Source organism: Oliverpabstia intestinalis (genome assembly GCF_009696065.1).
GTDB lineage: Bacteria > Bacillota > Clostridia > Lachnospirales > Lachnospiraceae > Oliverpabstia > Oliverpabstia intestinalis.
Genome location: NZ_VUMS01000015.1, coordinates 43,624 through 65,401 on the forward strand (window position 1 = coordinate 43,624; position 21,778 = coordinate 65,401).

The 21,778-nt window shown below is 44.7% G+C and carries 21 protein-coding genes; 14 read left to right on the forward strand and 7 right to left on the reverse strand.

Going from position 1 to position 21,778, the window contains the following annotated elements:
• Positions 1-10 precede the first annotated feature (10 nt).
• Together modB and FYJ57_RS09310 are read left to right on the forward strand one after the other, a co-directional pair.
• Complete coding sequence (modB, locus tag FYJ57_RS09305) at positions 11-715, forward strand: molybdate ABC transporter permease subunit (protein WP_022171976.1); 705 nt, start codon at positions 11-13, stop codon at positions 713-715.
• An 11-nt stretch (positions 716-726) separates the two neighbouring features.
• Entirely contained in the window at positions 727-1,791 is a 1,065-nt protein-coding gene (locus tag FYJ57_RS09310; RefSeq protein WP_154432446.1) for a sulfate/molybdate ABC transporter ATP-binding protein, read from the forward strand.
• A 64-nt stretch (positions 1,792-1,855) separates the two neighbouring features.
• Here the strand turns inward: FYJ57_RS09310 and FYJ57_RS09315 are convergent, their stop codons facing one another.
• Positions 1,856-2,110 carry a PRC-barrel domain-containing protein gene (locus tag FYJ57_RS09315; RefSeq protein ID WP_022171974.1) on the reverse strand — a complete coding sequence of 85 codons (255 nt, stop codon included), beginning with the start codon at positions 2,108-2,110 and terminating at the stop codon, positions 1,856-1,858.
• A gap of 242 nt (positions 2,111-2,352) precedes the next feature.
• On the opposite strand from FYJ57_RS09315, the gene nrdR reads away from it, so the two are divergent.
• Entirely contained in the window at positions 2,353-2,802 is a 450-nt protein-coding gene (gene nrdR / locus FYJ57_RS09320; RefSeq protein WP_022171973.1) for a transcriptional regulator NrdR, read from the forward strand.
• Positions 2,803-2,927: 125 nt separating this feature from the next.
• Positions 2,928-4,148 carry an aminotransferase class I/II-fold pyridoxal phosphate-dependent enzyme gene (locus tag FYJ57_RS09325; RefSeq protein ID WP_022171972.1) on the forward strand — a complete coding sequence of 407 codons (1,221 nt, stop codon included), beginning with the start codon at positions 2,928-2,930 and terminating at the stop codon, positions 4,146-4,148.
• 128 nt (positions 4,149-4,276) lie between these two features.
• On the opposite strand, the gene FYJ57_RS09330 is transcribed toward FYJ57_RS09325, so the two are convergent.
• The 3 genes from FYJ57_RS09330 to FYJ57_RS09340 form a co-directional block, all read right to left on the reverse strand.
• Positions 4,277-4,663 (reverse strand): ArsR/SmtB family transcription factor, encoded by a 387-nt coding sequence (locus FYJ57_RS09330; RefSeq protein WP_022171971.1) that lies wholly within the window; start codon positions 4,661-4,663, stop codon positions 4,277-4,279.
• A 266-nt stretch (positions 4,664-4,929) separates the two neighbouring features.
• Positions 4,930-8,025: a glycoside hydrolase family 2 TIM barrel-domain containing protein gene (locus FYJ57_RS09335; RefSeq protein WP_154432447.1), complete on the reverse strand. Its 3,096-nt coding sequence runs from the start codon at positions 8,023-8,025 to the stop codon at positions 4,930-4,932.
• 150 nt (positions 8,026-8,175) lie between these two features.
• Positions 8,176-9,828, reverse strand: coding sequence for a glycoside hydrolase family 13 protein (locus FYJ57_RS09340; protein WP_154432448.1), 1,653 nt, complete (start codon positions 9,826-9,828; stop codon positions 8,176-8,178).
• A 159-nt stretch (positions 9,829-9,987) separates the two neighbouring features.
• On the opposite strand from FYJ57_RS09340, the gene FYJ57_RS09345 reads away from it, so the two are divergent.
• The 3 genes from FYJ57_RS09345 to truA all read left to right on the forward strand — a co-directional run bounded on the left by FYJ57_RS09345 (position 9,988) and on the right by truA (position 12,883).
• Positions 9,988-10,362 (forward strand): RidA family protein, encoded by a 375-nt coding sequence (locus FYJ57_RS09345; RefSeq protein WP_022171968.1) that lies wholly within the window; start codon positions 9,988-9,990, stop codon positions 10,360-10,362.
• Between the two features lie 222 nt (positions 10,363-10,584).
• Positions 10,585-12,132 (forward strand): sodium/proline symporter PutP, encoded by a 1,548-nt coding sequence (gene putP, locus FYJ57_RS09350; RefSeq protein WP_154432449.1) that lies wholly within the window; start codon positions 10,585-10,587, stop codon positions 12,130-12,132.
• 7 nt (positions 12,133-12,139) lie between these two features.
• Positions 12,140-12,883, forward strand: coding sequence for a tRNA pseudouridine(38-40) synthase TruA (gene truA / locus FYJ57_RS09355; RefSeq protein WP_154432450.1), 744 nt, complete (start codon positions 12,140-12,142; stop codon positions 12,881-12,883).
• A gap of 439 nt (positions 12,884-13,322) precedes the next feature.
• Here truA and FYJ57_RS09360 read toward each other — a convergent pair whose 3' ends face one another.
• Positions 13,323-13,802, reverse strand: coding sequence for an S-ribosylhomocysteine lyase (locus tag FYJ57_RS09360; RefSeq protein ID WP_154432451.1), 480 nt, complete (start codon positions 13,800-13,802; stop codon positions 13,323-13,325).
• 420 nt (positions 13,803-14,222) lie between these two features.
• On the opposite strand from FYJ57_RS09360, the gene FYJ57_RS09365 reads away from it, so the two are divergent.
• The gene (locus FYJ57_RS09365) at positions 14,223-15,635 is read left to right on the forward strand and encodes a S1C family serine protease (protein WP_154432452.1); all 1,413 of its coding nucleotides are present in this window, start codon (positions 14,223-14,225) and stop codon (positions 15,633-15,635) included.
• 176 nt (positions 15,636-15,811) lie between these two features.
• On the opposite strand, the gene FYJ57_RS09370 is transcribed toward FYJ57_RS09365, so the two are convergent.
• Positions 15,812-16,300, reverse strand: coding sequence for a DUF5721 family protein (locus FYJ57_RS09370; protein WP_022170878.1), 489 nt, complete (start codon positions 16,298-16,300; stop codon positions 15,812-15,814).
• 50 nt (positions 16,301-16,350) lie between these two features.
• On the reverse strand, positions 16,351-17,277 hold the full coding sequence (locus tag FYJ57_RS09375; RefSeq protein ID WP_118315900.1) for a magnesium transporter CorA family protein: 927 nt from the start codon (positions 17,275-17,277) through the stop codon (positions 16,351-16,353).
• A 254-nt stretch (positions 17,278-17,531) separates the two neighbouring features.
• Here FYJ57_RS09375 and FYJ57_RS09380 point away from each other — a divergent pair, with 254 nt between their 5' ends.
• From FYJ57_RS09380 to FYJ57_RS09405, 6 genes are all read left to right on the forward strand, one after another.
• The gene (locus tag FYJ57_RS09380; protein WP_118315901.1) at positions 17,532-18,371 is read left to right on the forward strand and encodes a DegV family protein; all 840 of its coding nucleotides are present in this window, start codon (positions 17,532-17,534) and stop codon (positions 18,369-18,371) included.
• Positions 18,372-18,554: 183 nt separating this feature from the next.
• Positions 18,555-18,800, forward strand: coding sequence for a hypothetical protein (locus tag FYJ57_RS09385; protein ID WP_022170875.1), 246 nt, complete (start codon positions 18,555-18,557; stop codon positions 18,798-18,800).
• A gap of 21 nt (positions 18,801-18,821) precedes the next feature.
• Complete coding sequence (gene pyrH, locus FYJ57_RS09390) at positions 18,822-19,520, forward strand: UMP kinase (protein ID WP_022170874.1); 699 nt, start codon at positions 18,822-18,824, stop codon at positions 19,518-19,520.
• Positions 19,521-19,590: 70 nt separating this feature from the next.
• Positions 19,591-20,142 (forward strand): ribosome recycling factor, encoded by a 552-nt coding sequence (gene frr / locus FYJ57_RS09395; protein WP_022170873.1) that lies wholly within the window; start codon positions 19,591-19,593, stop codon positions 20,140-20,142.
• A 101-nt stretch (positions 20,143-20,243) separates the two neighbouring features.
• Positions 20,244-20,948 carry an undecaprenyl pyrophosphate synthase gene (locus FYJ57_RS09400; protein ID WP_154432453.1) on the forward strand — a complete coding sequence of 235 codons (705 nt, stop codon included), beginning with the start codon at positions 20,244-20,246 and terminating at the stop codon, positions 20,946-20,948.
• A 1-nt stretch (position 20,949) separates the two neighbouring features.
• The gene (locus tag FYJ57_RS09405) at positions 20,950-21,759 is read left to right on the forward strand and encodes a phosphatidate cytidylyltransferase (protein WP_022170871.1); all 810 of its coding nucleotides are present in this window, start codon (positions 20,950-20,952) and stop codon (positions 21,757-21,759) included.
• The last annotated feature ends 19 nt before the right edge of the window (positions 21,760-21,778 follow it).

Sequence of the window (21,778 nt, forward strand, 5' to 3'; positions counted from 1 at the left end):
GGAGACACGAATGGAACAGATGATGGAATTTATGAAGGGGCTGGACTGGAGTCCTCTGCTGATCTCATTAAAGACTGGAGTGGTGGCTACCATTCTTTCTTTTTTTGGAGGAATCTATGCGGCAAGACAGGTGGTAAAAGCAGGTCCGAAGACAAAAGCGGTGATGGACGGGATTCTGACCCTTCCGATGGTACTTCCTCCCACAGTTGCCGGATTTTTCCTGCTTCTGATCTTCAGTGTGCGACGGCCGTTTGGTGCTGCGTTGTATGGAAATTTTGGAATCAAGGTGGTACAGACCTGGCTTGGCTGTATTCTGGCGGCAACGGTAATTGCTTTTCCACTGATGTACCGGAATGCCAGAGCTGCTTTTGAACAGGTGGATGCCAACCTGGTTTATGCGGCAAGAACGCTTGGTATGTCGGAAATAAAGATTTTCTGGAAAGTAGTGATTCCATCTGCCGGACCGGGTATTCTTTCAGGAACGATTCTGACATTTGCCAGGGCTATGGGTGAGTATGGGGCAACTTCCATGCTGGCGGGAAATATCCCGGGAAAGACAGGGACGATCTCTCAGAAGATCGCCATGGTTATCCAGGATGGCGACTATGGGACAGCAGGTTTCTGGGTCGTTGTGATCATGCTGATTGCTTTTTTTGTGGTGCTGGTGATGAACCTGCTCGGATCCGGTGATAATAAACATAAAAAACGGTGGTAAGGAGGGCGGATATGCTGCAGGTAAGGATAAAAAAGAAACTGGGGAATTTTCTGCTGGATGTGGATTTTTCCATGGATGGAGGCATATTTGCCATTCTGGGAGCTTCCGGATGCGGAAAAAGTATGACGTTAAAATGTATTGCAGGTATCGAACGGCCGGATGAGGGAAGAATCGTTTTGAATGACAGGGTACTCTTTGATTCGGCAAAACGGATTAATCTGCCACCGCAGAAACGAAAAGTCGGATATATGTTTCAGGATTACGCATTGTTTCCTACAATGAATGTGGTACAGAATATTCAGGCAGGGATGGGGAGAAAGCCGGATCCGAAAAAAGTCAGGGAATATATTACAGGATTTCAGCTTGGCGGACTGGAACATCATATGCCGGATCAGCTCTCCGGTGGACAAAAACAACGGGTAGCCATGGCACGTATGCTGGCAGCAGAGCCGGAAGTATTGCTTCTGGATGAACCGTTTGCCGCATTGGACAGCTATCTGAAATGGAAAATGGAACAACAGATGCTGGAACTTTTACAAAAAGTACAGACACCGGTACTGTTTGTATCTCACAGCCGGGATGAAGTCTATCGACTGTGTGATACGGTCAGCTGTATTCATCAGGGGCGGATGGAAGTGATCGAACCGGTAAAAGAATTTTTCCGGAATCCGAAGACGAAGACGGCGGCACTTTTATCCGGATGTAAGAATATCTGCGCGGTGGAAGCTATGGAAAGCCACAGAGATGGAAACTGGTTGTGGACATTGGACTGGGGAGTTGGCATCCGGGTATCGAAAGAAGCTTTACAGGCACGGACCATCGGGATCCGCGCCCACTTTTTTACAAAGGAAAAACCGTCGGAAGGATGTTACAGTGAGTTCCCGGTGGGAGAATACCGAATTATGGAAGATCCCTTTGAATGGAATGTTTCCTTCCGAAAAGACAGATCCTGCGAGTGGCTGCAATGGAAAACAGCGAAAACGGACTGGGATCCGTCGGAGGGTGTGCCGGAAAAATTGTATGTGAAAGAAGAAAATCTGTTGTTGCTGGATATCGATACAGATAACAGAAGATGAGAAAAACAGCCAATGGATCAGGGAGTGGGCCTGAAGAACATTCTGATGACTGCCAGGAGAGCAGTCACAGTTTCTTCAGGCATTTTTTCTCATCGATTTCCACAAGAATAATATCTTCCCCGATCTGACAGATGCATTCCCAGGGGATACAGAATTCGCTGTCTCTTCCGAGAAAACAGCAGAATTTTCCGGGGCCTGGGATGATGATGGCAGAAATCCGTCCGCTGCAGGGATCAAATTCCACATCCACAGGACAGCCAAGGGTTTTACAGTTGCAGGTATTGATGACTTCTTTTTGTTTCAGATCAATAATTCGCATAAAAAACCTGATTTTTATACTTCTTTTATATTAATTATATGTTTTGTGGTTAATTGTCTTGACGGTAAGTTTACGATTATATTATGATGGGAAAAGATAAAGCATCCACTGTGTGAGGAATACAGGAGTGATGAAAGTTACAGGAAAATAAGAAAACTGTGAGACAATTGAACGGGAAAATAAGAGGATACAGAAGAATACCGGACAATCAGAGGCAGTTTGCGGAAAGAGAAGGATGAAATATGAAGTGTCCGTTTTGTAATCAGGATAATACCCGGGTTGTGGATTCACGCCCGGCGGATGACAACACTGCCATCCGGAGAAGAAGAATGTGTGATGCGTGTGGAAAACGATTTACCACTTATGAGAAAGTGGAGACGATTCCGTTGATCGTGATCAAAAAAGACCAGAACAGGGAACAGTTTGACAGATCCAAGATAGAGGCCGGTGTCCTTCGTGCCTGCCACAAACGGCCGGTATCAGCAGAACAGATCCACCGGCTGGTAGATGATGTGGAAACAGAGGTGTTTAATCTGGAAGAGCGGGAGATCCCAAGCTCTGTGATCGGAGAAATCGTGATGGATAAACTCAAAGATCTGGAAGCGGTTGCCTATGTCCGTTTCGCTTCTGTGTATCGGGAGTTTAAAGATGTGAATACCTTTATGGATGAACTGAAAAAAATCCTGAAATAGCATATAAATCATAAGGATTCCGGGTTTGACAAAAAGAAGGTAATGAGCTACAATTGAAAAGATATATAATCACTGAATTAGTGTGTTAAAGTAAAAGAAAATAAAAACGAATGGAGGCAGATACAATGAAGACTTTTGATAAATCTTCCAAACTGGATAACGTATTATACGATGTAAGAGGACCCGTGGTGGACGAGGCGGCCAGAATGGAAGCGGATGGTCTCAGTATTCTGAAACTGAATATCGGTAATCCGGCTCCATTTGGATTTAATGCACCGGAAGAAGTTATTCTGGATATGAGACAATCATTGTGGGAATGTCAGGGATATTCAGATTCCAAGGGACTGTTTTCCGCAAGAAAAGCAATCATGCAGTACTGTCAGTTAAAGAAAATTCCGGGTGTGACGATGGACGATATCTATACAGGTAACGGTGTCAGCGAACTGATCAATCTGAGCATGCAGGCACTGTTAAATGATGGTGATGAGATTCTGATTCCGGCACCGGATTATCCGCTGTGGACCGCAACAGCTACACTGGCTGGTGGAAAAGTCGTACATTATATCTGCGATGAAGAGTCCGACTGGAATCCGGATATCGCGGATATCAGAAGCAAGATCACAGATAAGACAAAAGCTATTGTTATCATCAACCCGAACAATCCGACCGGTGCGCTGTATTCCAAAGAGATCCTGGAAGAAATCGTGAAAGTGGCAGAAGAATTCGGACTGATCATTTTCTCAGATGAGATTTATGACCGTCTGGTGATGGATGGACTGAAACATATTTCCATCGCATCGATTGCACCGAAAAATGTATTCTGTGTGACATTCAGCGGTCTGTCCAAATCTCATATGATCGCAGGATTCCGTGTGGGTTGGATGGTATTGAGCGGTAATAAAAAAGCGGCAGCAGGTTATATCGAGGGAATCAAGATGCTTTCCAATATGCGTCTGTGTTCCAATGTACCGGCTCAGTCGATCATTCAGACCGCACTTGGTGGCTATCAGAGTGTGGAAGAGTATCTGCAGCCGGGTGGAAGAATCTATGAACAGAGAGAAGTCATCTATAAATTGTTAAACGATATCCCGGGTGTATCAGCGAAGAAACCGAAAGCAGCATTCTACATTTTCCCGAAACTGGATGTGGAAAAATTCAATATCTACGACGATGAGAAATTTGCCCTGGATCTGCTGAGAGAAAAGAGAATCCTGATCGTGCATGGTGGCGGTTTCAACTGGGGACAGCCGGATCATTTCCGTGTGGTATATCTGCCGAGAATTGCAGATCTTGAGAAGGCGACAAAGAAACTGGGAGAATTTCTGGATGGATATCATCAGAAATAGAAAAAATGTTATGGATATACAAAAAAGAGAGAAGATGGAACTTTTATGGAGTTCTGTCTTCTCTCTTCTATATTGCGTTGTATATCAATAATTAGTCCGGTGGACCAATCTTGATTTAAAGTTCATGTTTATTCCTGTACATGATCCAGTCCCTGTGCGAGAATAGTTGCCACATGCGTGTCAGCCAGAGAGTAATATACGGTTTTCCCATCTCTTCGGAATTTGACCAGCGCCGACTGCTTTAACACACGTAACTGATGGGAGATGGCACTCTGTGTCATACCCAGAAGTTCTGCGATGTCGCAGACGCAAAGTTCACCACCGGATAATGCATATAGAATGCGGATTCTGGTAGGATCCCCGAACACTTTGTAGAGGTCTGCCAGACGGTATAATGTCTCATCAGCCGGTGCTTCCATCGGAAGATGCAGATGATGATGGTGGCAGATGTCACAGGTTTCTATCTCGCTGTTTGCGGAGGTATGTATGTGTGGTTGCTGTAGTGTCTGTTTCATTCCTTTTCACCAATTCCTTACTATACTGTTTCAGTCCTTTCGGACTGTTTCTTTTTTGATCATTACCATTATGTCTGCCTTTTAGTTTAACGGAAAAACCAGATTTGGTCAAGGTGTAAGAATCATACCTTTTATTGGGTAAGGTTATGAAAGGCTGACCTTTTTGAATGTTCGGTCACGAAAAAAACACCGGGTCGGAGTCCGTGCTTACACGTCTCGTGACCCGGTGTGAGTCAGATCAGGAATTGATCAACAGTATAAAAGTCTTAGAAATTCAGAGTAAAGGTAAACGTCAGTTTGTCCTGATCTACCCGATATTTTTTTGCCAGAGCAGGACCACAGCTGTTAGAGCCACAACCGGACATATATCCATCCAGGCACAGCACTGTGTACGGAGATTTTTCCAGTTCGAAGCTGTGTACTTTTGTAGTCAGTTCCTCCTGTGTGTACCGGGATGCATTAAAACTGAAGTTCTGTGTACCGGATATCAGCAGAGAACGATGATCGGAAGTGGTCAGTGCCAGTCCGGAGCAGTTCCAGTGGCTTCCGTTTTCCTGCGGACGCAGATAATCTTCATGGAGACTGTCTACATCAGAGGTATAAAGCCCAAGTTTTGCATCGTGATGTTTGTCCGGATAACTTTCAATCGGTCCATAACCGAAATAAGTAACATCGGCAAAGGCCGGTTCCAGAAACAGGCGCAGACCGAAACGAGGCAGGAACGGCATCTTTGGCAGCGGAGTTTTTGCAAGCGGTACGTGAACCGGTTTTCGCTCACCGTCTACGGTAACGGTCAGAGTACCGTCTTTGGCAACTTTCCATGTAATAGTTCCCTCGATGATCCTCTGCAGATATACGGCCGCCAGAGAATAGGTGGAAGTGATCGTTACACCATCTTCATCCTGCGTCCATTCAGTAGCATAAATTTTTGTGCGTGCTCTGTCGTAGCCTGCAGCTTCCCATTCCCAGCGGATCCGGCGGTCATTATCCATCGGTGCACGCCAGATATTTAACTGGATCGGCTGAGCAATCAGGTTTTTCTGATCTTTTACAAGAGCAGTGAAAGTTCCTTTCCACTTGTCATAGACGTAACGGAAAGCAGAGCCGCTGACTACCAGTTCGTTTTCCAGATCTTCTACAGATACAGCAGATGCAGCAGATGCGGTCGAAGCACCGGAAGCTTTGGCAACAGCGGCGACAGCACTTGTGGCATCGGTAGAAAAGATCAGCTGATCATGACCGGCTTCATATCCTGACGGGGTCAGCAGAGCATCTTTTTTTTGCAGATAATGCAGGGTAACGATGGTATTGGCTTCTACAGTTACAGCAAATGGTAATGTAATCGTTACTTTTTCTTTTGCCGGGCAGTCTACCGGATCCAGTGTACCGGAAAGAACAGTCATACCGTCTTTTTGTACATCGTAAGTGATTGTAAATCCATCCTTGATATTGGTATAATCCAGTTTGTTATCCAGTTCGACCAGTCCTTTGGAAGCATCCAGCAGAGTGGCACGGATTGGACGTGCTACATTTTTATGTTCCAGAAGACCGGTATGTGGGGTACGATCCGGGTATACCAGACCATCCATACAGAAGTTTCCGTCATGTATTTCCTCGTTCCAGTCACCGCCGTAGAAGAATTTATCTTTGCCTTCGATGGTCTTACCCATATAGACGGAGTGGTCACACCATTCCCATACGAAACCACCGATATAACCGGGATATTTGTAGAGACGTTCAAAATAAGCCTCCAGATCTCCAGGTCCGTTACCCATAGCGTGGCAGTATTCTACTTCGATAAATGGTTTTTTACCTTCTTTAGAGCAGAACTCATCGATAAATTCCACCGGTGCATACATCCGGGAGAAGACATCCAGATCATGTACATCGTTGACATAATCAGTATTGGTCTGCTGCCAGATACTGTTCTCATAGTTCAGAACACGATCCGGGTCGTAAGATTTGATCCATGCGGCGGCTTTTTCCAGATTAGGACCGTATGCACTTTCATTTCCCATGGACCAGGAGAAGACGCTGGAGCAGTTTTTGTCTCTGTGAACCAGGTGTTGGATACGATCTACGACAGCGTTTTCATAAGAAGGATCGCGCATCAGATAGCCATAGCTTTCTTCGTACTGTACTTCTCCCATATCGACATGTTCACTCTTACTTCCGTAGAGTGTGGTACATCCGTGGGATTCCAGATCTGCTTCATCCATAACATAAAAACCGTATTTGTCATACATCTGTGTGGCCCATGGAGCATTTGGATAATGGCTGGTACGGATCGCATTGATGTTATGTTCCTTCATCAGCTTCAGATCAGTCAGAAGCTGTTCCCTTGTGACTGCAGCTCCGGTAAACGGATTGCTGTCGTGGCGGTTGGTACCTTTGATCTTGAAGTTCACACCGTTGATATAGATGACATTTCCTTTGATATCGATCCGGCGAAGGCCGACTTTCTGAGCGATCACTTCATCCGGTGTGGAAAGAATCAGCGTATACAGTGCCGGATGTTCTGCATTCCACAGATCCGGATCATCTACGGCAAACCGCACTTTTCCGTCAGAAGGAGTGGCAGCAGCCAGGAAATCTCCGTCTGGTGCATACAGCTTTACAGTGACGGAAGGAGAACCACAAAGTTCCAGATCGACCAGAATCTCAGCTTTGGTAAGATCCTCGCTGACCGGTGTATGGACAAAATAATCACGGATATGATCTACCGGACGAACCAGCAGGTAAACGTCGCGGAAGATACCGGTAAAACGAAGTTTATCCTGATCTTCCAGATAGGTTCCGTCACACCATTTTAAAACCAGGACAGTCAGGCGGTTATTGCCGGCGGTTACTTTGTCAGTAATATCAAATTCACTTCCGGAATGGGAAATCTGACTGTAGCCGACGAAAGCTCCATTGATCCATACATAATAGCAGGAGTCCACGCCGTCAAAGTTCAGATAAATTTTCTGCGTCGCTTCTTCTTCAGTCAGTGAAAATTCTTTCACATAGACACCTGCCGGGTTGTCATCCGGCACATAAGGCGGATCGAAAGGAATCGGATAGCGGACATTGGTATACTGATTCTGATCGTATCCAAGGATCTGCCAGCAGCTTGGAACCGGGATGGTATCATAGCCTGTGGTATCCGCAGCTTTTTCAGTGCATCCTTCAGGAACCTGGTGATAGCTTTCATAGAATTTAAATTTCCAGTCGTCACCATTTAAAATGATTGCCCGGGAAGCCTTCAGCATGTCTGCGCCGTTGGCTTCTGCTTCTTCTCTACATGGAACATAGTAGGCACGAAGCGGTTCTGTTCCGATGTGTAAAGAGGAAGGATCCTGAAAATAATTTTGCAGTTTCATAAGAAAAACCCTCCTTCTAAAAGGTGCAATGTTTAGGTGTATGCACCTGATATATCTATTTTAATCGGTCAATGTCAGAAAAACAAGAGAAACAAGCTGATGTTTCAGACTTTTCTGCTATGCATGTGTGGCGGTTGACACAATGCTGTCTTACGATAACCGGAAGATCACAGTTTCGTATGGCTTCAGTGTTAAAATATCATCTTCCGGGCAAATATCATGTTCCGGATAATTAGATAAAAGTACTGAAGTATCCAGCTGCAGACCGGTTCCGGTGTACTGGAATTTCTGCACATCCTGCGAAAAATTATGTACAGCGAGCCAGGTTTCATCCTGATAACTTCTTGTATATGCAATCACCGGTCCGTCCTCCGGGCAGCAAAGCTGCAGATCACCGTGTGCCATGACAGGGTGTTCTTTCCGCAGAGAGATCAGTTTCTGATAAAAACGAAAGACAGAAGAATCATTTGCCAGCTGACTGGCTGCATTGATTTCTTTATAGTTGGGATTGACACCGAGCCATGGTGTATGATCGGAAAATCCACCATTTAAACTGTCATCCCACTGCATCGGTGTCCGTGCGTTATCGCGACTGATTCGTTGAGCTTCTGCCAGTGCTTTTTCGGGAGCAATCCCCTGTTCCAGCATGGTATGGTAGGCATTTTTGGTATCAATATCGTCATAATCTTCAATGGAAGGATAAGCAACATTGGTCATACCAAGTTCCTCCCCCTGAAAGACAAAAGGAGTTCCCGGGAGCGTATGGAGGTAGGATGCCAGCATTTTTGCGGAGACTTCCCGGAAGGTTGTATCATTTCCGTAGAGGGAAACCTGGCGTGGCTTGTCGTGATTACTTAAAAATCGTGCCCACCAGCCGTCTTTTTTCAGCAGTTCATAATCGTGACGAAGATCCCGTTTCATTTTTTCCGGTGACCAGGTCTGAATCTCCACGATCGGCGGTACAAAAGGAATTGCCATGTTAAATTCTTCACTGGCAGCACTCGAGTAATGGATAGCATCCTGATCGTTATTAATATTAACCTCTCCGACACTCATCAGATGGTCGGGTGTCATGGTTTTTGCAACCATTTCCCGGATATAACGATGTGTTCCTTCCAGGTTCACACAGGCGACAGTACCAAACTGTTCGTTTGGATTGGCACGGCCATCCAGTCCTTTGTCCAGATAACTGATGGCATCGATGCGGTAGCCATCCACGCCTTTATCGTTCCAGAAGCGGATAATATCAAAGATTTTTTCTTTTGTCTCCGGATTGTCCCAGTTGAGATCCGGCTGTTCTTTTGCGAAGAAATGCAGATAATACTGTCCACGCTCCGCTACATATTCCCAGGCACTGCCGCCAAACACAGACATCCAGCCATTCGGTGCACCACCATCAGGAGCAGGATCTCTCCAGATATAATAATCACTGTAGGGGTTGTTGCGGGATTTTCTGGATTCCTGAAACCAGATATGTCTGTCAGAAGAGTGATTCAACACCAGATCCATGATAATTGCAATCCCCCGCGCATGAGCCCCGTCCCGGAAAGCATCCCAGTCCTCCATGGTTCCGAATTCTTCCATGATGGAGGTATAATCGGAAATGTCATATCCATTATCCACATTTGGTGAAGCGAACACCGGTGACATCCATACCGCATTGATGCCAAGTTCCTGCAGATAATCAAGTTTTTCAATCATTCCTTTCAGATCTCCGATTCCGTCATGGTTGCCGTCTTTAAAACTTCTTGGATAAATCTGATAGATCACCAGATCTTTATACCAGTCTTTTTCGTGTTTCATTTCGTTCTCCCTTCGTTTTTTTGCATAAATATTTGGTGAGTTTATTATATTCTATTGTGCAAAAAAGAGCAAGATGAAGTCGTTTCCGATGCTTGACGAACGAACACAGCATGTTATAATAAGATGCAAATGCAGAATATTTGAATGGAGGATACAAACATGAAAAAAACAATTTTTGCTGAAAAAGCACCTGCAGCAGTAGGACCTTATGTACATGCTGTAGAAGCTGGAAATATGGTGTTCACTTCCGGTCAGCTGGGACTGGATCCGGAGAACGGAACTCTGCCGGAAGGCATCGAGGCACAGACCCATCAGGCACTGAAAAATCTGGGAGCTGTTCTGGAAGCAGCAGGCGTTGGATATGAAGACGTTGTTCGTACCATGGTATTTCTGGATAATATGGATGACTTTGCAACGGTCAATGCCATCTACGCAGAATACTTCAAGGAGTCTGCACCGGCTCGTTCCTGTGTGGAAGTTGCAAGACTTCCGAAGGGCGGTCTGATCGAGATCGAAGCAATCGCAGCAAAATAAAGGAAAAAGATACCCGGATACGGAGAAAATACATCCGTATGCGGGTGTTTTTTTATACAATACGCTTTAATATGATAATATGATAAAAAAATAAAGTAAAAATGATTGACAAGACAAGAAGTTTTAGGGATAATGGATTACAAATATTTTACGGACTGTGAAAGTACGAAGTACGGAACAATCCGGTATTATAATTACATAAAGGAAGGATGAGAAAAGGGAATGAGTAACACAGATACTATAGTAATCCTGATCGCATTTGCGGCATATCTGGTGCTGATGATTGCGATCGGTGCGATCTACATGAAAAATACGAATAATTCAGAAGATTATTTTCTTGGCGGAAGGGGACTGAGTGGCTGGGTGGCTGCGCTGTCGGCACAGGCGTCGGATATGAGTGGATGGCTGTTAATGGGACTTCCAGGAACCGTGTATGCACTGGGAACAGGGCAGTCCTGGATCGCGATTGGACTGTTTCTCGGAACAGTCTGCAACTGGGTGTTTATTTCTTCACGATTGAGAAAATATACGATCAGGGCAAATAACTCCCTGACACTGCCGGCATACTTTGAAAACCGGTTCCGTGATAAAAAAAGGGTACTGCTTCTGGTATCTTCGATTGTGATCGTTATCTTTTTCCTGGTATATACAGCGTCTGCACTGTCTGCCGGTGGAAAACTATTTAACTCTGTATTCGGTGTGGATTATCATGTGGCTCTGGCCATCGGTGCTGCGGTTATTCTGATTTATACGTTTATGGGCGGTTTCATGGCGGTTTGTGTGACCGATTTTATTCAGGGAAGTCTGATGTTAGTAGGACTGCTGGTGGTTCCGATTGCCGCGTATTTTATGGTAGGAGCGGATCAGGTAAAACCGATTCTTGACCAGAGCGGTGTTGTGGGCGGTGCTTCGGCATATCTGAGTCTGTTTCGGAATGGTGACCGGTCTTATACCGCAGTGGAGATTATCTCACAGCTGGCATGGGGGCTGGGATATTGTGGAATGCCGCATATTCTGACTCGATTTATGGCGGTAAAGAATCAGAAAGAGTTGAGAAAATCGAGAGTAATTGCTATTATATGGGTAACGATTTCTCTGGCAGCAGCTGTAGCGATCGGCATTATCGGTCGTGTCTATCTGTTTCCGACGATTCTTGGAACGGAGGGAAATGCTTCCACAGAAAGCGTCTTTATCGAGATGATCACAAAAATGTTTACGAAAGATACGAATCTGCCATTTATCGGAGGAATCTTCCTGTGCGGTATCCTGGCAGCGATTATGTCCACAGCGGATTCGCAACTTCTGGTGACGGCTTCATCCGTGTCTAAAGATATTTATAAGGATATTCTGAAACCGGAATCCGATGAGAAAAAAGTGCTGAAGGTGAGCCGCTTTACGGTACTGGTTGTTGCATTGCTGGCATTTTTGATTGCCTGGGATCCAAACAACAGTATTATGGGACTGGTATCTAACGCATGGGCAGGTCTTGGTTCGGCGTTTGGGCCGATCGTAGTGATGTCCCTGTTCTGGAGAAGAACGAATTTTGCCGGAGCAGTAGCGGGGATTGTGTCCGGTGGCGGTGCAGTTTTGATATGGGATTATCTGCCGCTGGTACATGGACAGACGCTTGGATCTGCGACCGGGCTGTATTCACTGGTGGTAGGATTTGCGCTGAGTATTCTCTGCATTGTGATCTTCAGCCTCTGTACGAAGAAACCATCTCAGGAGATTCTGGCAGAGTTCGATGAAGTAAAAAACTGGAAAGAGTAAGAAATTTATGAATTATTTGCTGACAATAGAATATGAAGGAACCCGTTACGAAGGATGGCAGAGACAGAAGAAAACCACCCAGACGATTCAGGGAAAGCTGGAACAGGTATTATCCAGAATGACAGAAAAAGAGATTGAGATCGATGGGGCAGGGCGGACGGATGCCGGGGTTCATGCGAAGAATCAGACAGCCAGTGTGCATCTGGCAAAGAAATGGGATCCGAAGGAGATTTTGCAATATATGAATCAGTATCTGCCGGAAGATATCTGTGTAAAGTCTGTGGAACCGGTATCGGAGCGGTTTCATGCAAGACTCTGGGCGGAAGGAAAATGTTATTCTTACCGGATTGGAACGGATGAGCAGAAATCGGTGTTTGACCGGAAGTTTCGGTATCATCTGGGGGAAGCGCTGGATGTAGAGGCGATGCGCCGGGCAGCACAGGATCTGGTGGGAACCCATGATTTTAAATCGTTTTGTGGCAATCCGAAGATGAAGAAATCTACGGTGCGGACGATTACGGATATAGTGATTGAAGAGTCGGAGCATGAGATACGGATTGTGTATACGGGAAATGGTTTTCTTCAGTATATGGTCAGAATCTTAACCGGAACTTTGATTGAGGTTGGGCAGCATAGGAGGGATGCGGACAGTATGCCGGAGCTGTTTGAGAGGATGGAGCGGAAGTTTGCGGGCGTTACGGCGCCGGCAGAGGGGCTGTGTCTTGAACGCGTATTTTACTCGAAAAAATAGGAGAAAAGAGTTTTTATGGAGGCGGACGCGGCAGTCATTGCTTCGGTCTGCTGGCAGCGTGGGCAGGGGAACTTTGAGCTAGCCGCTAACTTCGGCTATAGTTCACGAGGGTCAGTGGACCCTCGCGAAAGCCTGCGTAAGCGTCGGATCTCAAAGCTTCCCCTAACCGCCCACAAAGTGCTGCCTGCAGACCGAAGCAATGACTGCCGCTGTGCGTTGGTGGAAACTCTTGTGGCTGGTATGGTGAGATTTTTTTGAAAAAGTGGAAGAAAATGAGAAAAACGAAGAAATATTTGCTATAAGTGATAAGAATATGCTGAATGAGTTGAGTGTATAAAGAAGGAAGATAGTTGTGTACGTTAAGAGGTACTGCTATCTTCCTTTTTATAGTATCTGATATTTTGCAACAATGTTCACCGCCGGATAGCAATGAAAGTATTTATTCCGGATATACCAGGCGGTCTTCTTTGATGTCGGTTAAGACTTCGGTCAGGAAGCGGTTGGCCAGGTAGTTTGCCATGGACAGGTTCATGTCCAGGTAGTTGCCACAGTCTTTTGGGGATGCGCCCGGGACTTCGTCGTGGTAGTCGCGGATGAAGGTGAACATCTCGGTCATCAGCGGGACGATGTCTCCGGAGGTGTAGTCACCTGCCAGAAGGAGATAGAAGCCGGTGCGGCAGCCCATTGGTCCGAAGTAGATGGTTTTGGAGCCGAAGTCCGGGTGATTTCTTAAGAAGGTGGCTCCCAGATGTTCGATGGTGTGTACTTCTGCAGTGTTCATCACCGGTTCTTCGTTCGGGGATGTCATACGGATATCGAATGTGGTGATCAGGGAATCGCCGACCGGGTCTTTGCGGGATACATATACGCCCGGCTGAAGTTTTAAGTGATTAATAGTAAAACTTGTAATTTTCTGCATAATAAAACAACCTCCTGTGTAATGATGTACTCACAAAATCGGACACAGAAAGATCTCGGGAGTACATGGATTATCGCTCTTTTCAGAAACAGGCAGTGTCTGCACCTGTTCGCTGAAAGCTATTATAACATAGTTTGAACTATTTCACAAAATAAACATATTTTGATAACAAATTGACCACAAACCTTTTCTATACTATAGCCATAAACAAAGAAGAAAGAAATAAAGAAAATTAGTAACTATTCAGTAGCCACTGTCCCGCGAGGTGTTTTGACATGAATATGTCAAAATCCCGAGACATACAAGCCAAAATGCCATCACCGAAGGTGATTTTTTATGCATTTTGGCTCGTAACTGTGAAGGTACTGAACAGTTACGAAAATTAAAAGATTACATTTACATAAACAGGAGGAATGACTTATGGAAGAATATGGAAGTTATAATTGGAATCAGCAGGGAAATGAACCGCAGAATAATACACCGATGGAACCGAAAAAACAGCCGGGAAAGAGAAATGGAAACGGAGCCAGATGGGCAAAGAAAATCGGTGCAGTAGCACTGAGTGCCGTACTTTTCGGAGGCGTAGCCGGGGGTGTATTTACCGGGGTGACTTATGCAACCGGTGCGACAGCAAAAGCACAGTCCACGCAGACAGACAGCAGCAAACAGGAAACAACGAAGACCACATTGCAGACCACAACATCTTCAGGCAGCACGGGAAGCAGTGCTTCCGGACAGAGTCTGGATGTTTCTTCTATCGCCAAAAATGCGATGCCGTCGATTGTTGCAATTACCAATAAATCTGTACAGGAAGTACAGGATTATTTCAGTATGTTTTCGAGAGGTAGTGGTACACAGGAACAGGAAGTAGAAAGCCAGGGTTCCGGTATTATTATCGGACAGAACGACAGTGAACTTCTGATCGCCACGAATAACCATGTAGTAGAAGATGCAGATACCTTATCTGTATGTTTTGTGGATGACCAGGCGTACGAAGCAACTGTAAAAGGAACAGATGCAGATAACGATCTGGCAGTTATCGCCGTGAAACTTTCAGATATTTCTGATGACACTATGTCTCAGATTAAAATTGCAGAGATCGGTGATTCCGATCAGCTGCAGGTAGGGGAACAGGTGGTAGCTATCGGTAATGCACTGGGCTATGGTCAGTCTGTAACGACCGGTATTGTAAGTGCGGTAAATCGTCAGCTGGAAGACTCTGACTCCGAGAACGGATTTATCCAGACAGATGCAGCAATCAACCCTGGTAACAGTGGTGGAGCTCTTCTGAATATGCAGGGTCAGGTGATCGGTATCAACTCTGCAAAACTGGCATCTACAGAAGTAGAAGGTATGGGATATGCTATTCCGGTAAGTACCGCTTCTCCGATCTTTGAAGATCTGATGAACCGCCAGACAAGAACAAAAGTAAGCTCTGATCAGGCAGCTGCTCTGGGTATCAAAGGACAGACGGTGGACAGTTCCATCGCAGAAGCTTATGGCATTCCACAGGGTGTCTATGTAGCAGAAGTGGAAAAAGGAAGTGCTGCTGAAAAAGCCGGCATCACATCCGGAAGTGTCATCACAAAATTTGATGGAACTTCTGTAAAATCAATGGATGACCTGAAGAGTCAGCTGGAGTACTATGCAGCGGGAGAAACCGTAGATCTGGTTGTAAAAATCGCGGATAACGGAAGTTACGTGGAAAAATCACTGACGATCACACTGGATAAAGCAGATACTTCAACCACTGTACAGAACGGTCAGCAGGGACAGAATCAGCCGGGAGCATCCGGACAGGACGGTAATCTGCAGGGATCTATTTTGAGATAAATATACAGAAATCACAGACAACATAAAGATGGAAAAACATAAACCGGCTGACAGAAAGACAGCCGGTTGGCGAAAACAAACAAAACGGGAAACTCGATGCAAAGAGTTTTCCGTTTTGCTATATATTGTTGTATGAGACTATGACATCTAAATCTGTTGATGTGTAGTTCGACCTGTTATGCATCCTCAAAAGCCACCTGATTTTTCCGGAAAAATTTCCGAACCATTTCATCCCACACCCGGTCCAGCTGTTTGTCCAGGGTGAAAATTTTCAGAGAAGTGCCGGTAGTACAAAGAAGCTGCTTCCCGTCAAACTGACAGTTCAGGTACAGACCGTAGATGTCTTCAGGCTTCAGTGCTATGCCGCTTTGCGAGAGAAGCTTTTCCACATTGGAAGAGGAAAGCTGGAAGACAATCTTAAAATTCAAAGGTGTGCGTTTCCCTTTGATTATGGAAAAACACTGCGCCTGCACATCTTCCCACAGACAGTACGTCCGCATGGGTTTCTGTTCGGAATCAAAAAATTCTTTATGCAGTTGTCCATCCAGAGTATAAGTGACAAAGGTGGTAAAAGAAGCTTCCACAAAAGAAAAATGCTGAAACATTTCTCCAATAAATAATTTTCCGGTAAAATCTTTCAAATCTAAAATACGAAGTGCTAACAAATAAAATCCTCCCAATGTGATATGACATAATGGTTATCCGGTATGGCAATTCAGGAAAACCAGTTGTTTTTATGAAAAAACCAGATTTCGATCAAAACAATAACAGCGCAGATACCGATCAGAATCCCGTAGGCGTGGGGGGCAGAAAGTTCCGGCATATGAGAAAAATTCATGCCATACCACCCGGTGATAAGCGACAGTGGAAAAAAGATCGTGGTTACTACGGTGAGAATCCGCATGGTGCGGTTCTGCCTAGCATCAATCTGAGACTGCTCCATTTCACGAATCTGCAGGGCATATTCCCGAAGCATCTGGGAATGATCATAGAGCCGTTCGATCCTGGATGCATACAGAGAAAAAATCTGACATTCTTCTGCCTGAAAAAAGTGGTTGGAATTCTCTTCCAGATCCTCACAGAAATCAGACAGCTGCTGATAATAAGAATGCAGGATCAGAAGTCGTTTGCGGATGTGCATAAGCTGTGCGGAAGAGTCAGAGATCGTGTGTTTTATGATTTTTTCTTCCAGATCACTCATGTGCTGTTCCAGTTCCTGTAAAAACAAGGCATCTTCCAGTGTAAGTGTGCCGATGAGCTGACACAGAAATTCTGCGATGGTCTTACAGTTCAAAAGTTCCCCCTCTTCAAGAATTGTAAGAATCGCCTGGATATGTTTCGAATCATCAACGAGAACCAGCAGATTTTTATTCATATAGAAAGAAATGGATAAAACAGTCTCTTCAATACTTCTTTTATCGGGAATCAGAAGGGTTCCCAGGATACAGTCCTTGAACATTTCTGCTTTGCAGTATCGGATATTGTGATTTTGCATGTTCCTTGCGAGGATATGATAATAGGGGAGAGAATGATAGCGCTGTTCACACTCTTCAGTGGAAACAAGAGATATCACCACATCAGTGTCTTTCGGCTGATAATATTCATCCAGCATTTCCATGGAACTGTTCAGTAAATAATCCATACAACCTCCAAGTTATAATTTAAAAAAACAGATATCAGTATTATAAACCAAAAGACACAAAAAGAACATAGAAAATCTCTTTTCAATTTTCTGAAGATATGATATAGTAAGATGTAGTATTGAAAACTATATCAGGTAGGCGGAATTACAGGGTGTGACGAAGTCCAAAAGCGAAAGCTGTAATCCTGCGATGATGAGAAAAGATATGGATACACAGTTATGTAGAAAATATATAATGCTGGAGGCAGGAAGTAATGAAATATAAAATAATTGTAGATAGTTGTGGAGAATTGACACCAGAGATGAAACAGGATGAACGTTTTGCATCGGCAGCACTGACTCTTGAAGTGGGAGCAGATACTATTGTGGATGATGATTCCTTTGATCAGGCGGATTTTTTAAGAAAGGTAGCAGCATATCCGGAGTGTCCGAAATCAGCATGCCCATCTCCGGAAGTTTACCAGAGAGGGTTTGAGGCAGATGCGGAACATCTGTATGCGGTGACTCTTTCCGCTGAACTGAGTGGTTCCTATAATAGTGCGGAGCTTGGGAAAAGTCTGACACTGGAAGAACATCCGGATAAGAAAATTCATGTATTCAACTCAAAAAGTGCTTCGATAGGGGAGACACTGATCGCACTGAAGATCCAGGAATGTGAAGAAGCAGGCATGGAATTTGAACAGGTTGTGGAAACTGTGGATGCTTATATCGAATCTCAGCACACGTATTTCGTACTGGAGAATCTGGAAACACTGCGAAAAAACGGGCGACTGAGCAGAGTAAAAGCACTGGTGGCTTCCGCATTGAAGATTAAACCGGTAATGGGTTCCACACCGGAAGGCACTATCTGTCAGCTGGATCAGGCGAGAGGAATCAATAAAGCGCTGGTTAAAATGGTTGATTATGTAAAAGAAGGAGAAAACAACAGCAGTGACAAAGTACTTGCTATCAGCCACTGTAACTGTCCGGAGAGGGCACAGATGGTAAAAGAGGCACTTCTGGAAAGAATGCAGGTGAAAGATGTGATCATTCTGGATACCGCCGGGGTGAGTTCCATGTATGCGAATGACGGTGGGATTATTGTTGCGATGTAACCATGCAGAAGGCAGCATTCCACAGTTACTGGTTATTGGCAATATCCCGCGAGCAACAAGCCAAACGTTTTAAAAACCTTCTTTGCTTTTAACGTGTGATATGTTATAATTGTCAGTATGAGATATGTAGCTGTCCCAATCTCCAAAAGACAGCGGCAAAACTGAAAGCAAAGGAGTACACTTATGAGTCAGGCGAAAGTAGATAATTATAAAAAGAGTAAAGCCAATCGCCAGAAAATCATGAAAAGAGAAAAAATCATGCATCGTCTGGAGATGGTATGTATTGCCCTTGTCTGTGTGGTTTTCGTTGGATGGATCGGATATTCCGTATATGCGAAAATTGACAGAGCACAGGGTACTGCGCAGGAAACGGTAGAATTTGATGCAAGCGCGGTACAGAATTATGTCAGTGGACTGACACAGGACTAAAACAGACAAGGAGCTGAAAATATGAAGAGAGTATTATTAAAATTAAGCGGAGAAGCACTGGCTGGCGAAAAGCATACCGGATTTGACGAAGCAACCGTAACTGAGGTCGCAAAACAGGTAAAAGTTCTTGTTGAGGAAGGTGTGGAAGTCGGTGTGGTAATCGGTGGCGGAAACTTCTGGAGAGGAAGAAGCAGCGAGACCATAGATCGGACAAAAGCAGATCAGATCGGTATGCTTGCAACTGTTATGAACTGTATCTATGTATCTGAGATTTTCCGTTCCGTAGGAATGAAAACGGAGATTTTTACGCCGTTTGCCTGTGGAGCTATGACAAAACTGTTTTCCAAAGATGAGGCAAATGCATGTTTTGCAGAGAAGAAAGTCGCTTTCTTTGCAGGCGGAACCGGACATCCTTATTTCTCAACAGATACAACTACCGTACTTCGGGCCATCGAGATTGAGGCAGAGACTATTCTTCTTGCAAAAGCAGTGGATGGTGTTTATGACAGTGATCCGAAGACGAATCCGAACGCTAAAAAGTACGACAGCGTGCATATTCAGGAAGTCATTGACCAGAAACTGGCAGTGGTAGATCTGACTGCATCGATTCTGTGTATGGAAAATAAGATGCCGATGCTGGTATTCGGACTGAATGAAGAAAACAGTATTATCCGTGCAGCAAAGGGAGAGATTGACGGAACAAAAGTTCTGGTAGACTAAAAGCGAAATAAAAAGGTGTTACTCAGACAGAGTAAACAGTAACAAAAAGACAGACCAGGAGGAAATATACATGGATGAGAGAATTGTAAAATATCAGGAAAAAATGGATAAGACACTGGCCAATTTGGACAGTGAATTTGGAACAATCCGTGCAGGAAGAGCCAATCCTCACGTACTTGACCGTATTATGGTAGAATATTACGGAGCACCGACACCACTGCAGCAGGTAGCCAATATCTCTGTACCGGAAGCCCGGATGATCCAGATTCAGCCGTGGGAAGGATCTCTGGTAAAAGAAATTGAAAAAGCAATCAATATGTCAGATCTGGGAATCAATCCGACTAACGATGGTAAAGTCATTCGTCTGGTATTTCCGGAGCTTACTGAAGAACGAAGAAAAGATCTTGTAAAAGAAGTTAAGAAAAAAGGCGAAGCTGCAAAAGTAGCTGTCCGCAATATCCGTCGTGATGCAAATGATATGCTGAAAAAGCTGGGAAAAACTGATGTGTCTGAAGACGAAATTGCTGAGCTGGAAGATTCTGTTCAGAAAATGACAGATAAGTTCATCAAAAAAGTAGATGAAGCAGTGGAAGTAAAATCAAAAGAAATCTTAACTGTGTAATATCATGTACTTCCGGAGTACGTAAAAAGCTGAGGGGCATCAACATATGGAAAACGATCCATTGTATGGTGTCCCTTTTTCAATGAGCAAAGGAGAATTGTATGAGAGTACCAAATCATATTGCTATCATCCTTGACGGCAACGGTCGCTGGGCAAAAAAAAGAGGCATGCCGAGAAGCTTCGGCCATGTCAAAGGATGTGAAAATCTGGAAGATATCTGTGAAGTGGCAAAAGAACTGGGAGTAAAATATCTGACTGTTTATGCCTTTTCCACAGAAAACTGGAAACGATCCAAAGAAGAAGTGGATGGGCTGATGAAGCTGTTTCGGAATTATCTGAAAAAATGTATTAAGATCTCACAGAAAAATAATATGCGTGTAAAAGTGATCGGAGATATCACCGCCTTTGATTCGGATATTCAGGAAAGTATCAAAAAACTGGAAGATTTTTCCAAAGATTTCACAGATCTGCATTTTCAGATCGCACTGAATTATGGAAGTAGAGATGAAATCACCAGAGCAGTGAACCGGATGCTGGAAGATCAGAAAGCCGGAAAGCTGGAGACGCCGGTGAGTGAAGATACGATATCAGATTATCTGGATACGGCCGGGATCCCGGATCCGGATCTGATGATCCGTACCAGCGGAGAACTGCGGTTGTCTAATTACCTGCTGTGGCAGCTGGCATATAGCGAATTTTATTTTACCGATGTGCCGTGGCCGGATTTTAAAAAAGAAGAACTGATAAAAGCAATTGAAAAATACAATGAGAGAGACCGCAGATATGGCGGTGTAAAGGAGGAATAGGATGTTTAAGACAAGATTGATCAGCGGAATTGTCCTGGTGATCCTGGCACTTGCTACAATTATCTGTTCCGGACCGGTGCTTCTGGTGACGTTGATCGGAGTTTCCTGTATCGGTATGCAGGAATTATACCGGGCAGCGGGTGTCCATGAAGGAAAGACAAACGGACTGGAAATTGCCGGTTATCTGGCAGTTGTGATTTATTATCTGACAATTGCTTATCTGCCGGTAAGTTATCATCTGCCGGCAGTGATTCTTGGTGTACTGGTAATGATGTGCATTTTTGTATTTACGTATCCAAAATATCAGAATAAACAGATCATGACTGCGTTTTTCGGTATGGTTTATGTGGGTGTGATGCTGTCTTATATCTATCAGACCCGCGTGCTGCCGGGTGGAGCTTTTCTGGTATGGCTGATCTTTTTATGTTCCTGGGGATGTGATACCTGCGCATACTGTGTGGGTGTACTGATCGGAAAACATAAGATGGCACCGGTATTAAGCCCCAAAAAATCTATTGAGGGAGCTGTCGGAGGTGTTCTCGGTGCTGCACTTCTGGGAGCGATTTATGCGGCAGCGACGGGCGCTTATAACCCGAATCCGGCTCATACACCTCTGATTTACGCGATCATCTGTGGTGTGGGAGCACTGGTATCTATGGTGGGAGATCTGGCTGCTTCTGCGATTAAGAGACAGGAAAATATCAAAGATTATGGAACCTTGATCCCCGGTCATGGCGGTATTCTGGATCGGTTTGACAGTGTGATCTTTACTGCACCGGTTATTTATGCACTGGCGATTACTCTGATGTAAAATGATGCATAGGACGTGG

Coding starts and splice junctions, on each gene's coding strand:
- modB (WP_022171976.1), top strand. CDS start 11: ATGGAACAGATGATGGAATTTATGAAGGGGCTGGACTGGAGTCCTCTG.
- FYJ57_RS09310 (WP_154432446.1), top strand. CDS start 727: ATGCTGCAGGTAAGGATAAAAAAGAAACTGGGGAATTTTCTGCTGGAT.
- FYJ57_RS09315 (WP_022171974.1), bottom strand. CDS start 2,110: ATGCGAATTATTGATCTGAAACAAAAAGAAGTCATCAATACCTGCAAC.
- nrdR (WP_022171973.1), top strand. CDS start 2,353: ATGAAGTGTCCGTTTTGTAATCAGGATAATACCCGGGTTGTGGATTCA.
- FYJ57_RS09325 (WP_022171972.1), top strand. CDS start 2,928: ATGAAGACTTTTGATAAATCTTCCAAACTGGATAACGTATTATACGAT.
- FYJ57_RS09330 (WP_022171971.1), bottom strand. CDS start 4,663: ATGAAACAGACACTACAGCAACCACACATACATACCTCCGCAAACAGC.
- FYJ57_RS09335 (WP_154432447.1), bottom strand. CDS start 8,025: ATGAAACTGCAAAATTATTTTCAGGATCCTTCCTCTTTACACATCGGA.
- FYJ57_RS09340 (WP_154432448.1), bottom strand. CDS start 9,828: ATGAAACACGAAAAAGACTGGTATAAAGATCTGGTGATCTATCAGATT.
- FYJ57_RS09345 (WP_022171968.1), top strand. CDS start 9,988: ATGAAAAAAACAATTTTTGCTGAAAAAGCACCTGCAGCAGTAGGACCT.
- putP (WP_154432449.1), top strand. CDS start 10,585: ATGAGTAACACAGATACTATAGTAATCCTGATCGCATTTGCGGCATAT.
- truA (WP_154432450.1), top strand. CDS start 12,140: ATGAATTATTTGCTGACAATAGAATATGAAGGAACCCGTTACGAAGGA.
- FYJ57_RS09360 (WP_154432451.1), bottom strand. CDS start 13,802: ATGCAGAAAATTACAAGTTTTACTATTAATCACTTAAAACTTCAGCCG.
- FYJ57_RS09365 (WP_154432452.1), top strand. CDS start 14,223: ATGGAAGAATATGGAAGTTATAATTGGAATCAGCAGGGAAATGAACCG.
- FYJ57_RS09375 (WP_118315900.1), bottom strand. CDS start 17,277: ATGGATTATTTACTGAACAGTTCCATGGAAATGCTGGATGAATATTAT.
- FYJ57_RS09380 (WP_118315901.1), top strand. CDS start 17,532: ATGAAATATAAAATAATTGTAGATAGTTGTGGAGAATTGACACCAGAG.
- FYJ57_RS09385 (WP_022170875.1), top strand. CDS start 18,555: ATGAGTCAGGCGAAAGTAGATAATTATAAAAAGAGTAAAGCCAATCGC.
- pyrH (WP_022170874.1), top strand. CDS start 18,822: ATGAAGAGAGTATTATTAAAATTAAGCGGAGAAGCACTGGCTGGCGAA.
- frr (WP_022170873.1), top strand. CDS start 19,591: ATGGATGAGAGAATTGTAAAATATCAGGAAAAAATGGATAAGACACTG.
- FYJ57_RS09400 (WP_154432453.1), top strand. CDS start 20,244: ATGAGAGTACCAAATCATATTGCTATCATCCTTGACGGCAACGGTCGC.
- FYJ57_RS09405 (WP_022170871.1), top strand. CDS start 20,950: ATGTTTAAGACAAGATTGATCAGCGGAATTGTCCTGGTGATCCTGGCA.